This window comes from Pedobacter kyungheensis, from assembly GCF_000812965.1.
GTDB classification, from domain to species: domain Bacteria; phylum Bacteroidota; class Bacteroidia; order Sphingobacteriales; family Sphingobacteriaceae; genus Pedobacter; species Pedobacter kyungheensis.
Genome location: NZ_JSYN01000023.1, coordinates 48,990 through 64,084 on the forward strand (window position 1 = coordinate 48,990; position 15,095 = coordinate 64,084).

Genomic DNA, 15,095 nt, shown 5'->3' on the forward strand with positions numbered 1-15,095 from the left:
AATTATTTAGGACAATTTTATCACATCAGAATACAATGGAAAACTCACAAAAAGGGTTCATCCCGGTTATGCTTACGCCTTTTTTAAGCAACGGAAATATCGATTATCCCGCACTTACCCAGCTTACAGAGATTTATTTGCAGGCCGGATCATCGGGTTTATTTGCCAACTGCCTTTCGAGCGAAATGTTCGAACTAAGCGATAAAGAACGAATTGAAGCCATAAAACACATCGTTAAAGTAGTAAATGGGGCAGTACCCGTTATGGCTACCGGAACCTTTGGCGGGGCCATTTCCAAACAGGCCGATTTTGTAAAAGCAGTGAGCGATACCGGTGTTGAAGCTGTTATTGCCATAACCAGCTTACTCGCCGATGAAAAAGAAGATGATCAGATTTTTAGTGAGCGCGTTTTCGACTTGCTAAAACAAACAGATGATATCCCTTTAGGCTTTTACGAATGCCCCGTGCCTTATAAAAGAGTGATAAAACCCGAGCAACTGGCAGAATTTGTGGCTACCGGTCGTGTAATTTACCATAAAGATACCTCGCTGGATCTTGCCGCCATTAAACAAAAATTAAAACTGACCGAAGGCCATGCTTTTGGTTTGTACGACGCTTACGTAGTTCATGCTGTAGAATCACTAAAGGCCGGTTCGGCTGGTTTATCCTGCATTCAGGGCAATTATTTCCCAGAATTGATTGTCTGGCTGTGCGACCACTATAACGATAACCATTTAAAGGATGAAGTGGCAGTTGTGCAACAATTCCTGATTGATAATATGGATGTAATGCATAATGTTTACCCGGTAGTCTCTAAATATTTCCTGCAAAAACGCGGTTTAAACATTTCGACCTTTACCCGTAGAAATGTGGGCGCATTTACACCAAATGTAGTTAAAGAAGTAGAAAAATTGTTTGATGATTATACCGCTTTACGAAGCGATTTAAATATCGAAGTGTTTATATAATTTTTACTTTGTTGTGGTGTCAGATGTAACCATCTGACATTTTCCAACCAGACCTCGCAGATTTTTAAAACCTGCGAGGTCTGACGCTATCTACTGGTTGGTGCCTCACCAACCAGCTTCCAGATAACCTTAATTCAAATACTTCCGCTTATAATCCAGCGGAGTCATCCCGGTAACCTTTTTAAAATGCCTGTAGAAGTTTGAAACATTGTTAAAGCCACAATCAAAGCAGATCATCTCAGTAGGTAATTTGTTTTCGATTAAGAAGCGGCAGGCATGACTTACCCTGATTTCGATCAGAAAATCGTAGAACGTCTTCTTCGTCATCAGCTTAAAGTAGCGGCAAAAAGAAGTGACACTCAAATTGCTTAACGAAGCCACTTCTTCTAAAGTGATATCCTTTTTATAATTGCTTAAAGTATAATTGCAAATTTTATTAATGCGTAGCGTTTCAGATTCATTGCTCTGATAAAAAGTATTTTTGCTTGTTACAATGGTCGAATATTCATCTGTTTCTGCCAATGTTTTTAAAATCGAGAGTAGAATAATAATCCGGTCCAGGTTGGTGGCATCAACAGCAGCACGCATTAAATCAATCAGTTTATCTTTGGCTTTACCCTTAATCACCATGCCGCTTTTTGCCTTTTCAAATAACTTCGGAATCAGGTAAGCCTCCGGTAAAGTGAGCATGTATTTCCCCAAACAATCCGGCAGGAAGTGAATCACCATGGCCTCGGTAGTTAAATCGGGGTTGCCCTGAAAATACTCATCTTTACAACGCCAGGTATGCGGCAGGTTTTCGCCCAGTAAAACCATTTCATCAGGCACAAAATTACTGATGTTATCGCCGATAAACCGTACACCTTCACCTTTAATTACATAGTGCAATTCAAGCTCCGGATGGTAATGCCAGATATTGCCGAAATCGGGCTTAATATCGTGACGGATACTAAAAGAACTTTGCAGGGTAATGGGGACTTTATGAAAATGAGGTTTCATGATTTTAATAAAAACATTTGGTTAGGATTGCCTTTCAATGTTGGTGAGCGCATTAATTGCAACAGCCTAATTTAGGTACTAAAATGATAATATCCTATATTAATTTGATAAAAAACATTATAAAATGGTGTATTTCATTACAGATTTTTGTATAGAGGCCGTATGGCATAACCAAATTAACAAATAGCATATTATTTTTATATAAATTATATGTTCATTAATAAAATATGAGACCCGATAAACCAAGCGAAATCCTTATCGTTTCCAGTGGAGATTTACGCCTTTCAGCAAACCAGAGTTGCTGGGCCGCGCAAGCCGAAATGGAGCAAAAATTAACTGCTGCAATTGAGAAATTTGGCTGGACGGTTAAACGGGCACATCCTTATGATCCGGACAAAAAACACGGCTTCATCGATTCGCAAAGAATGGGTATGGATATCTTCAGGAGTATTGACCCCGAGCAGCCATTAATCGTTGCAGAAAGCGTTTGGCAGTATTCTCATCATGTGCTGGCCGGATTAACCACACATCGTGGCCCCATATTAACTGTCGCCAACTGGAGTGGGCAGTGGCCTGGTTTGGTAGGTATGCTAAATCTCAACGGTTGTTTAACTAAAGCACAAATTCCTTACAGTACCCTGTGGAGCGAAAATTTTACTGACGATTTTTTTATTGACGGATTGCAGGAATGGCTCTCTACCGGTAAAATTAGTTATGATCAAAGTCACGTTAAAAGTTTTGCCTTAAATAAAATTCCTTTAAGTGATGATAAAAAAGGTCGCGATTTTGCCAGAAGCCTGAAAGAACGAAAAGTGATTATGGGCGTTTTTGATGAAGGATGTATGGGTATGTACAATGCTATCATTCCTGATGAGCTACTACACCGTACAGGTTTCTTTAAAGAGCGACTTAGCCAGTCAGCTTTATACGCCGCTATGTTACAGGTAACTGATGCAGAAGCTGAAGGGGTTTTAGAATGGTTATTGCAAAAAGGAATGACTTTTAACTGGGGCACCGACGAGGCTACACAGTTAACCAAAAGACAAACGCTTGAACAATGCCGCATGTATATTGCTGCGCTACGCATTGCTGATGAATTTAGTTGCGATACCATTGGTATTCAATACCAGCAAGGTTTAAAAGATTTAACCGTGGCCAGCGATTTGGTAGAAGGCCTGTTAAATAACGAAGACCGTCCACCGGTTTATGCCATAAACGGTGAAGAACTGTATGTCAAAAAGGCTTTGCCACATTTTAACGAAGTTGATGAATGCGCCGGTTTGGATGCTTTACTAACTTACCAACTTTGGAATGAGCTCGGCATGACAGGCGAAAATACGCTGCATGATATCCGTTGGGGTGAACATTATAAAGGTGGCGAAATTGATGGCTTTGTTTGGCTCTTTCTGATTTCAGGCGCTGCGCCGGCGGCACATTTCATCAATGGTTATGCAGGTGCAAGCAGCGACAGGCAGCCCGCGATGTATTTCCGATTGGGTGGTGGATCTTTAAAAGGCATCAGTAAACCCGGTTTTATTGTTTGGAGCCGCGTATATATAAAGAATAACGAATTACACTGCGATTTAGGTGTTGGCGAAGTGGTATCTTTACCAGAAGCCGAAACCAAAAGGAGATGGGAGGGAACCACGCCCGAGTGGCCTATAATGCAGGCCATTTTAAAAGGGGTAAGCCGCGATCAGTTAATGGCGCGCCACCAGGCCAACCATATCCAGGTAGTTTATACCAATTACGAAGCCGCTGCACATGAAGCCTGTAGAATTAAAGCCGCTGCTATGGACGAACTGGGCATAAAAGTGCACTTTTGTGGTGATGTAAATCTTGGAAAAAAAAGAAATGCTAATTAAAAAATATAAAGAAATGAAATCACAAATTTTAGCCCTGTTCTTAATGTTCTCCGTTACAACGGTAGTTTTTGCTCAAAATAATGCCGTTGCAGATAAGGCTGCCTATACCAAAACCATTACCGAGCGTGCCGCTAAAATTGTAAATACCCTGGGTATCAACGACAGCAAAAAGGCTGAAAAGGTTACCAATATCATTAGAGATCAGTACAGCAACCTGAACGATATTTATACTGCCAGAGATCTTGAAGCGAAAGACATCAAAGAGAAAAACAAAGATAATAAGGTATTGCGCGATTCGGCTTTGGCTAAACAAAACCGCGCAGTAGATGCGTCGCTGGCTAAGCTCCACAAAAAATACATTAACAAATTGGCTGACCAGTTAAACAATGAGCAAGTTGAGGGCGTAAAAAATGGTATGACTTACGGTGTACTACCACTTACCTATAAAGCTTACCAGGAAGAAATACTGACTTTAACTGAAGAGCAGAAAAAGCAAATCCTGGTTTGGTTAACTGAAGCACGCGAACGTGCCATGGATGCAGAATCATCGGATAAAAAACATGCCTGGTTCGGCAAGTACAAAGGCCGCATCAACAATTACCTTTCTGCTGCTGGTTACGACCTGAAAAAAGAAGGCATAGAATGGGAAAAAAGGCGCAAAGCAAAGGCTCAGGGCAATTAATTCCTATTGGTTGTAATGCCCTAAAATTTTTTACCATTTTTTATTTAAGAATATTTCATTTATATATGAATTTATTTATATCTTGTATCAGTAAATAATAAAGTAAATAACTTGAAGCGAGGAGCTTAGTATGATACCGGTAAAATGGTTTAACAGGTTATCGCTTTAAGTTTAAAATAACAGATACACCTTCATATTAAGGTGTATTTCTAACCAGATTTTTAACGCAAACAACAAGAATTATGAGCCAATTCTACAAAAACTCAAATTAGGAAGGTCTATTTTAACGCAATCGAAAACCTTTGCCTAACTAGCAGGCTGTAAAAAGCAAAAACAAACATCCCTCTTTAACCGGAAAACATTATTAATTAAACATTAGCTAAGCATATTCAGATCATGCCTGGCCCAAATTGTAACTACCCATAAAGTGTTGCGTGCCTGCACGTGCCATCGCATGGACATAATTAATATTAAAAACTAACCAAATAACTAATATGAACTTAAAATTTCTACGTAAATTATCCTGGGTTTTGTTGCTCCTGACGATGATCAGTACCACGTTGTTGGCTCAGCAACGGCAAATTACGGGTAAGGTTGTCGATAAGAAAGACGGTCAGCCTGTTCCCGGCGTTACCGTTGGTATACGCGGCAAAACCAATAATGTAAGTACCAATGATAAAGGTGAATTTGCATTGGTAGCCGATCCCTCAACCGATGCATTGGTTTTCTCTTATGTAGGTTACACCAGACAGGTGATTCCGCTGGCCGGCAAAACCAATATTACGGTAAGCTTTGTTGAAGATTCCAAAAATTTGGATGAAGATGCTGTTGTGGTAATTGGTTACACCACCAAAAAAAAATCAGAAATTCTTGGTGCTGTAGCAACTATAAGTGGTGCTGAAATTCAGGATGTTCCAGCTCCGAATTTGGCAGGCGCATTAAGAAATAGAGTAGCCGGTGTTGGTGTAAGTCAAACTTCCGGACGTCCGGGTTCGCCAATTACTTTAAACATTAGGAATTCTACAACCACCACTGCAGCAGCCGGTACTACTGACGAGCCGCTTTACGTGGTAGATAATATTACAGTAACCAGAGATGCTTTCGACAATATCGATGCTTCTATGATAGAGAACCTAACCTTTTTAAAGGATGCTTCAGCTGCAATTTATGGGGCCGCCGGTGCAAAAGGTGTTATCTTAGTCACTACAAAAAAAGGCAGGATTGGTAAACCAAGTATAACCTACAACGGTTATTTAGGTATTTCTGATGCGATTAAGGTACCCAAAATGTTATCTGCTTATGAGCATGCCTCATTACTAAATGATACTTACCGTTCGCAAGGTGCAGCAGCATCAGAATACTTCGCTCCTGAAGATTTAGAATACATTAAAACGCTTGATTATAAAAGCTGGTACGATGAAGTTTGGCAGGCAGCTACCACACAGAGACATAATATAGGTATTTCTGGTGGCAGTGATAAAATTACCTTTTTTGCCGGAGGAAGTTATCAGGGTGAAAATGGAAACTATGCCGGAATGAAATTTAATAAATATTCGTTCAGAAGTGGTGTGGTGGCAACAGTAGCCAATGGCTTAAAAGCCGATGTTAACTTTAACGTTGATTATGGCACTAAAGAACTACATCATAATGCTCAAGATAATGATGCACCTTTTTTTGAAAGACTGATAACCATTCCAAGATGGGTTCCAATTAGTATTGATGGAAAATATGTGAACTATAACGTAAACGGAGTAAACACTGCCAATATCAATCCTTTAGCTATTTCCGAATCTGGTTATTACAATAATGGTTCAAATAAATCATACCGCATCAATGCTTCATTAACTTATGAGCCAACTTTTCTGAAAGGGCTTGTACTTAAGGGCCAGATTTCGCAATCAAGCGGCTCGTCAAAAAACACGCAATACGTTCCACCTTTTACCTTATATAACTTTGTTAAGCGAGGTAATAACCAGGAATTGTTTACCAATCAGTTACCAACTGCTACAGCGCCTACTTTTCAGCCAACTACAGCAACAAGTGCAAACTTTACACCTGGATTAAGCGATAATAACAGCTACCAGTTTTTCTTAACACTTCAATACAATAAAACCATTGCTAAACACAGCTTTAGTGTTTTAGCCGGTGCTGAGCAAAGCGAAGGTAATTCACAAAATTCTGCTGTCCGTTATACCAATCAACTTATTCCGGGGGTAGATCAGTATTTTGCTTTTGATGTCAACACTTTGGTGGCATCAAATTTAGATCGAACAGCAGTTTCCAAACGTTCAGGTTTTGCCCGCTTTAGTTATGATTTTGATAAGAAATACCTGGTTGAAGGTATTGCCCGTATCGACGCGTCATCTAACTTCGCTTTAGGTAACCGCTGGGGCGTATCACCTAATATCGGTATTGGATGGGTAGTAAGTCAGGAAAAGTTCTTTAAAAACAGTAACGCCCTTAGTTTTATCAATTTCTTAAAATTAAAAGCAAATGTTGGTATTACCGGTGACGACAGGGTTGGTGTTCGTTTATGGCAGGATCGTTTCCAGATTGATGTAACCAATGGATACATATTCGGGAATACCAATGGAAATAGTTTGAACCGTTCGCGCCTGGCTAACCCTGATATTACCTGGGAAAAGAAGAGAACAATTAACGTGGGTTTAGAAACTTCGATGTTTAACAACAAATTAGATATCAGTATTGAGGCATTCCAGAACTATACTTACGATGGTTTCGAACTAGGCGCAAATAATCAATACCCACAATATTTCGGTACTCAGGCGCCCGTGTTAAATTACAGACAACTTTATAACTGGGGCTCCGAATTTACTATTGGTTATAAAGCAAAACTTGCAACAGATTGGAACCTTAGTGCCAGCATGAATTTCTCTTATGGTAATTCAGTTACCGACAGAATACTTTACACACCGGGTAACTTAATTAACAATACCTTTCCTAACTTACAATTGTTCGGAACCGATCCACGCAAGTACAATACCAGCAACTATGGATTGAAAAATCTAGGTATGTTCAGAACACAAGGCGAAGTTGATGCCTGGATGGCGAAATATCCGAACTACAGGATCTACGATAAAATTCCTCAACCGGGATGGCTTTACTACGAAGACACTAATGCTGATGGGGTAATTTCTGATAGTGATTTGGCTCCGATGTATAATAATACCAATCCATTTTTGTCTACTGGTATCTCATTAAACTTAAGCTATAAAAACTTCAGTTTAAACACGAATATCAATGCCAGGTTTGGTGGTAAAATTTTCTATGACAGCAGAGCCAGAACAGCTCCATCAAAAACCAGAAACACCCTGACTATCTGGCAAGACCGTTGGACAATAGATAATCCAATGGAGGGTAAATATCCTAGATTCGATGATCCGTCATTAGGAATAAACTCAGATTTCTGGGCAGTTGACGGAACCATGATTCGTATCAATACCATGACGTTGAGTTATAAAGCACCTACTGCTTTTGCAAACAAACTAGGAATCAATGGTGCCCGCATATTATTAACAGGAAATAATCTTTGGACGATTGTAAATCCTTTGCCTTACAAAGATCCATATACTTCAAGTGCGTGGGATTACCCAATGTTGAGGACGATCTCTTTAGGATTAAGTGTTAACCTATAATTTTTGAGCAATGTTTAAGCAAATAAAAAACAATATAAAAAAGGCTGTAGCTATCTTAAGTTTAGCAGCACTTTTGCCGGCTTGTGTAAATAAAGATGAATTTTTCTTATTGCCAGATACCGGAGGTATCGATCAGGCCATCTGGGATAACGAAGGTTCTGTACAACTACACCTGAACAGGGTTTACGATGTAGCCATGTATCAATTCCCTTTGCAGCTAACACCAGATCGTTATGGTGTTCATTATGCCAGCGATGAAAACTATTTTCCGGATGGTGATGCCAATGCAAAAGCTGCCCTTGGCTTACAGGGTGTATTGGGAAATAACGATGTGAGATATACCGGAAATACCTATGGCGGTAATCCTGGCAATAATAAGTACTGGGATATTGCCAGATGTAATGATGCTATTGCCAATCTTCCGAACAGTACGATGGCAACCCCTAAGAAAAATGAACTGCTTGGACAGTACTATGCATTGAGGGCAATTACCTATTTCGAATTGGTTAAAGTTTATGGAGGTGTTCCGCTTCCACTAACACCACAGGGAGCCGACAGTATTTATGATGAAGGTAGAAGGCCTGCCAAAGAATGTTTTGCGGCGATATTGAGTGATTTGAACAACGCAATTGCTTTATTGGACGGTTTTGCACCAGATGATAATAGCGGAAGAGGTAAAATTACCAAGCTAATTGCCACTTGTTTAAAAGCAAAAGTGTTGTTCTATTGGGCTAGTCCTCAATTCAATCCGACCAATGATGCCAAGCATCCTTATCAGGCATCGAGATGGACTGATGCTTTAACCGTTAATAAGGAAGCTTACGATATGTGCGTTTCGGCAGGGAAAAAATTAATGCCAAATTATCTGGATATTTTTCGGGTAGAAGGTACCAACAACACTGAGGCAATTCTCGTTAGGACTTATTCAAATACGGTACCCAATAGAGGTAATGGAACAGAACAGCGTGTTAGACCAACATCTGAAGGTGGAAGCCCTAACACCTATTTTATGCCCACAACAAAAATGTTGGATGCCTACCCGATGAAAGATGGAAAACCACTAAATACTTCTACTGCTTTTCCGTATGATGCGACCATGTTCTGGCAAAATAGGGATCCGAGGTTTGAAGCAACTTTTGCTACAAACGGATCAGTGTATCCTTTGAGTGGAAATACAAATAGAAAACAATGGAATTATAACTTAGCAGTTGGTGAGAGTAATGGAAATGCGGTGTATGTTAAACGTTTTTCTACACCTACCTTAACAGCAAGTGCTTCTGTTTACAATAGCTCAGTAGGTGGAGGAAGTGGTATGGATTGGATTGAACTTAGGTTTGCAGAGGTAATGTTAAATTATGCCGATTGTTTGAATGAAACCGGAAATATAGCAGGTGCAAAAGATTTGGTGAGACAAATTCGCGTTAGAGCAGGAGTGGTAGCAGGCGATGCCGATTACGGACTTGCGCTGGCAGGAAGTACCCCTCAACTACGCAACTTAATTCTTAATGAAAGACAAATTGAATTCGCTTTCGAAAATAAACGTAATTCAGACTTGAGAAGATCGCGCACCATGCACTTGCTAACAGGGAATATGTCTAAACTGGAAATTCAATTAGTGAACCCTCCTGTAGGAGCAGACCTGAAAGATAAAAAGGTATTGGAAGATCCAACAGTTCCCGGAGGTACAACCGCTTTTAGAGAAACTTTAAACATTAACGATAAGGCTACTTATACCAAATATTTTAAGAACGTTGTAATTACTAATACCACTTATTTACCATATAACGTACCTGAGTTTCACTATTTCTATACCTTCCATAATGATTTTGTAAGTTTTGGTAATAAAATTTTGCCAACAATTGGATGGGCCGGAGGTACATTTGACCCCCTTGATTAGTCTTTAAAGAACAGATGTTTCAGTTGATTAAAAATTAAAATAATGAAAACTAGATATATTAATAAGTTACTCATCGGGTTGTGTGTGATTCTTTTTGCATCATGTAAAAAGGAATCGGCAAACATATTTAACATGTTCGAAGATGTTACTGTAACTTTCAACAATAGCGATCCGCGTTGTGTTACCGATTATAAAGTAATTAACGACAAAGAAGAGGTATGGATTGATTTTACCATTAACTCTGCTAAAGAAGATATGTACTCTTACATATTTGAAGTTTCTGCAGGTACAGCGCAAGCAACTCGTTATACAGTTGCAATTACCGATCCTACCCAGCGCAGAAATTTTTCATCAATTATAAAACTTCCTAATAGTGCTTTCCCGGCAGCAGCGCTTCGTGATGGCAAACAAAGCTATCGGATTTGTGCCTTGAATGAAAAGGGAATATATATTGGCGATGGTTACAAAAAAGTAACTGTTGATGTAAATCCAAGTTTTATGATTTATGCCAACAGGGATATTTATTTACCAGATACTGTGGGTAAAAGTTTACCAAGCTTTTTCTCACTTACTGATGCAACAGGTTTTAGTTATACAAACGCAGCAGCTAATGCAGCGAAGATAGATTTTGGGATCTATAGAAAACCTGGTTCCAATACTACTGTACAAACACCAACCTGGGTAGTTAATTTATACTCCCCAAGTGTAGCTACTAATCCATTAACAGTTTATGATATTAGTGGTTTTAGCCCAAAGAGAACCACTAAGTTTAGCCAGCCAGTTACCGGACAAGCAAATGCATTTCTGACAACAGCAATTTCAGGCTCTTCAATAGAGACTTTAGCGAAAGCAAGGGTAATTACTTTTAACGAAACTACCCAAGCTGCTCCGGCTAATGGGTTGGCAGCAGGTAACGCAGTGTTTTTCCTTACTCCTGAAGGCAAGTATGGTATGCTGTATATTAATGCGGTTACTTCTGATTTACAGAAGCGGCCTTTCATTAACGTGAGCATAAAAGTACAACGCTAATTAAAGCATCACCCGGCGGGTAACACCGCCACAATTTTATATATTTGGTTAGAAGAAAAAGGGAGCAGCGAGTGCTCTCTTTTTTTGTTTTTACACTACACTAAATACAAAATCTGACCAAAACATTCCCTTTGTGCAGCTATAATTCTCCATTAGCAACCTCTCTTCTATACCAAAACTCCCGTATTTAAGCTTGAATCTTAAAATAGTTATAAAAATACCTGTTTTACTTTTGTAATTCTTTCTTTACCAAAGTCTCCAAATAAACGTCTAAACAACGTTTTAAATAGCTCAAATGTTAAATTTTAAAACTTTAACACTTTTTTATTTAAATATTGTATTTATATATGAATATAATACTTAACTTGTACTCAGCATTTAACATTGCATAATACAGATTATTATATCATTGAAAGTTGGATAATATCTTATACTAATTAGATAACATCTTGTTTAAAATAAACATAATCTGTCGGCAAATTTGAATTAATATACTTTCTAACCAAAAAAATAAATACTGAGACCAATACAAAACAGGAGCCAAGTCATCAATTCTATTTTAGGCCTTTTTACCTGAAATAAAAAACAGACCATTTTTCCTGCTTTGTTAAAAATCAAAATTAGACAAGAAAACAAACCTTATTTTCTCTATCTCAGATTAGCGCACTCCAATTAACAAGCAAAATAAAAGAAGAAATACACGATGCGTTCACGGCAACAAATCGCGTAAGCATTAAAAACTAACCAAATAATAAGATGAACTTAAAATTTTTGCAAAAAATTTCTTTGTCCATGCTGTTTATGCTTCTTGCAAGCACCATTCTCTATGCCCAGGACCGTAAGGTTACCGGTAAAGTGGTAGATCAGGCAGACGGACAGGGGATACCCGGCGTAAACGTAAGTTTAAAAGGGGTTCCGAGCAATGTGAGCACCAATTCAGATGGCGTTTTTACCATTCAGATAAAATCAAACAGCGATGTGTTGGTTTTCTCGTACATTGGCTATGTACGCCAACAAATTACCGTGGGCAGCCAAAGCAACATTACCGTTAAACTGGTATCGGATAATAAAGAGCTTGACGATGTTGTAATTGTGGGTTACGGTACGCAAAAGAAAGCCTCTTTAACAGCAGCTATCGCACAGCCCGATCTTAAAAAGGTGGAAGATGTACCCGCATTGAGTTTAAGTGCTGTATTACGCGGTACTATGCCAGGCGTAACTGTTTCTGGCGGTGTACAACGTCCCGGACAAACTGCCAGCATTACCGTTAGAAATCCATCTGTGCTTTCAAAAGATAGTCAGCAAGGTACAAATCCCATTTATGTAATTGATGATGTGGTGCGTACACAACAGGATTTCGAGCAACTCGATCAAAGCATGGTAGAAAGTATCTCTGTATTGAAAGATGCCGAAGCGGCTATTTTCGGGGTTTCAGGCTCAAATGGTGTGGTTTTAGTCAGAACAAAACGAGGCAGAATTGGTACGCCACGTATCAATTTCAGTTCTACAGTAGGCTTTTCCAATGCAACCAAACTTCCTGAACTGATGTCGGGATTAGACTTGGGTAACTACGTTAATGATTACCTGAATGCATCTGTATATGCACAAACTGCATCAGGTGTTCCCAATACCAATTATATCAATACCGATGGTTATCGTGTAATTAACGGGGTGGCCGATCTTACGCGCCAAACACAATGGTACACACCAGATGAGTTGCAGTATTTTGCCAATAACAATCACAACTGGTTAAAAGAAGCTTTCCAAACTTCAACACTGCTGCGCAATGCGCTTAATATTAGTGGTGGTACCGATAAGGTAAACTATTTCATTGGGGGCGATTATGTAACACAGAACTCCAATTTTAAAGGAATCAATTCTGATAAATATGGTTTGAGGGCATCTATTGAAGCTAAATTATCCAAACGCTTAACCGTATCAGGATCTATCAGCGGCGATGTTAACTCTACAAAAAGTTATTTCTACAAACTAAACAGCACATCAGAAAGTTTAGATAACGATGTGGCCAGCTTACAAAACGTTAACCCCTGGTCTGAATATTACATTGATGGAAATCCGGTAATTCTTGGTTCAAGCAATACCGGTGGTTTAGATAACGTAAACTTCTTTTTGGTACAAAATTCAGATAACTTTACCGGTGGTAAACGTTATACCATGAACTTCTTAGGTAAGTTAACCTACGATATCCCGGGGATAAAAGGCCTTCAGGCTACTTTTACAGGTAATAAAAACATCAATTCATCCAACTCTAAACAATTCGGAACCACCTTTACTTACTATAAATATGCCGGACAGGGTTTAAACAGCCACATTCCGGGTGGAGCTTTATTGGGTACTTATACCATTAAAAATGGCGACCGTGTACGTTTGAACCCAATTTTCGCTGAAAACTATCAGTTAAATGCAGGTTTTAACTACAACAGGAGTTTTGGAAAACACAATATCTCGGCGCTTGCCCTGGTAGAGCAAAGAGAAAGTAGCTCTGAAGGTGTTGCAGCCATGACCGAGGGCGTTGTAGCGGGTGGTTTACCATACCAAACATTTACAGTGGGTACCCAAACCTCTACACAATCTTCGCAAATAAGCCAGGATGGTTTTCAATCTTTCATTTCAAGAATTAACTACGATTACGACAATAAATACCTGTTGCAATTGGTATATCGTAGAGACGGTAGCGCCAAGTTTAGTCCGGGTAACAACTGGGGTAATTTCCCGGCCGCATCGGTAGGATGGGTAATCTCGCAGGAGAACTTCTTTAAAAATAATGTTAAATGGATCGACTTCTTAAAACTAAGGGCCAATGTAGGCTTAACCGGTACCGACGCAACCAAAGCTTACCAATATTTAAGCTCTTACAATTTAGGTACAGGTAGTTCGGGCGGTGCAGTATTTAATGAAGGCGATAGAAGCATTGCCATTAAAACCAACGTGGCTATTCCTAATGGCGCAGTAGTTTGGGACCATGCTTTAAAAACCAATTACGGTTTTGATATGCAGCTGTTAAAAGGAAAATTAAGCTTATCAGGCGATTATTTCTGGAACCACAACTACGATATGCTGGCAACCTTGCAATCGTCGGTTTCATTCCTGATTGGTGCTGCGGTACCAACCGAAAATTATGGTTCGCTCAATAATTTTGGTTACGAATTTTCAGCTACCTGGAAAGATAAAATTGGCGATAAATTCACTTATAGTTTTAGTCCTTTCTACACCTGGAATGACAATAAAATCATCAAATACGATTTGGCCTCAGGAAAAGTAGGTACCATTGAAGATTTAACCGGAAAATCAAGCGATGCAGGTTATTTCGGATACAAATCTTTGGGTATCATCAGAACTCAGGCAGATGCCGATGCCATTATCGCCCAGCGTGCAAACGCAGCCGGTGGTATCAATAAAGTTAAAATCCTCGATAACTTCCTGCAGCCGGGTATGATCAATTACGAAGATGTAAACGGCGATGGTTTAATTACAGTGGCCGATAAACAATTTATCACCAAACGTCAGAATAACCACAACAATTTAGGTTTAAACTTTAGCGTCGGTTACGAAGGGATTAACCTCAATGTAATTGCAGGTTTATCATGGGGCGGATATACATCAGTAGGCGGGTTAAAAGCAAGTGGAACCGGTGCAACCGTTTACAACAACCGTGCTTCTTACTGGGCCGATCACTGGACCCCAACCAATACAGGTGCTGCATATCCAAATCCTTATTTTACAAGTGCGCTCGAAGACAGCGATTTTTGGCTCGTTTCAGCTACGCAACTGGGTATTACCAATGCTAACCTAAGTTATAGTATTCCAAGTAAAGTAACTGGTAAAATCGGTATCAACAGCATCAGGGTATTTGTTCAGGCAACCAACCCAGTACAGTTCATCAATCCCTTTCCAAATAATTACAGGGATTTCTTAACCCCATTGGGTACTTATCCAACTTTGCGCACAGTGGCGTTTGGTTTAAATGTTGGCTTATAA

8 protein-coding genes are annotated in these 15,095 nt (G+C 39.4%); 7 read left to right on the plus strand and 1 reads right to left on the minus strand.

Going from position 1 to position 15,095, the window contains the following annotated elements; genetic code table 11:
- Nucleotides 1-35 precede the first annotated feature (35 nt).
- Nucleotides 36-968: a dihydrodipicolinate synthase family protein gene (locus OC25_RS18350; protein ID WP_039479062.1), complete on the plus strand. Its 933-nt coding sequence runs from the start codon at nucleotides 36-38 to the stop codon at nucleotides 966-968.
- Between the two features lie 129 nt (nucleotides 969-1,097).
- Here OC25_RS18350 and OC25_RS18355 read toward each other — a convergent pair whose 3' ends face one another.
- On the minus strand, nucleotides 1,098-1,967 hold the full coding sequence (locus tag OC25_RS18355) for an AraC family transcriptional regulator (RefSeq protein ID WP_039479064.1): 870 nt from the start codon (nucleotides 1,965-1,967) through the stop codon (nucleotides 1,098-1,100).
- Between the two features lie 227 nt (nucleotides 1,968-2,194).
- Here OC25_RS18355 and OC25_RS18360 point away from each other — a divergent pair, with 227 nt between their 5' ends.
- The 6 genes from OC25_RS18360 (at nucleotide 2,195) to OC25_RS18385 (ending at nucleotide 15,095) form a co-directional block, all read left to right on the plus strand.
- Nucleotides 2,195-3,832, plus strand: a complete 1,638-nt coding sequence (locus OC25_RS18360) for a fucose isomerase (protein ID WP_039479069.1) — start codon at nucleotides 2,195-2,197, stop codon at nucleotides 3,830-3,832.
- 13 nt (nucleotides 3,833-3,845) lie between these two features.
- Nucleotides 3,846-4,514, plus strand: a complete 669-nt coding sequence (locus tag OC25_RS18365) for a DUF3826 domain-containing protein (protein WP_039479232.1) — start codon at nucleotides 3,846-3,848, stop codon at nucleotides 4,512-4,514.
- 494 nt (nucleotides 4,515-5,008) lie between these two features.
- Complete coding sequence (locus tag OC25_RS18370; protein WP_039479070.1) at nucleotides 5,009-8,170, plus strand: SusC/RagA family TonB-linked outer membrane protein; 3,162 nt, start codon at nucleotides 5,009-5,011, stop codon at nucleotides 8,168-8,170.
- 10 nt (nucleotides 8,171-8,180) lie between these two features.
- The gene (locus tag OC25_RS18375) at nucleotides 8,181-10,067 is read left to right on the plus strand and encodes a RagB/SusD family nutrient uptake outer membrane protein (protein ID WP_039479072.1); all 1,887 of its coding nucleotides are present in this window, start codon (nucleotides 8,181-8,183) and stop codon (nucleotides 10,065-10,067) included.
- Between the two features lie 42 nt (nucleotides 10,068-10,109).
- A complete protein-coding gene (locus tag OC25_RS18380) occupies nucleotides 10,110-11,096 on the plus strand; it encodes a hypothetical protein (RefSeq protein ID WP_156131527.1) in 987 nt (328 codons plus the stop codon).
- A 756-nt stretch (nucleotides 11,097-11,852) separates the two neighbouring features.
- Nucleotides 11,853-15,095, plus strand: a complete 3,243-nt coding sequence (locus tag OC25_RS18385; protein WP_082018644.1) for a SusC/RagA family TonB-linked outer membrane protein — start codon at nucleotides 11,853-11,855, stop codon at nucleotides 15,093-15,095.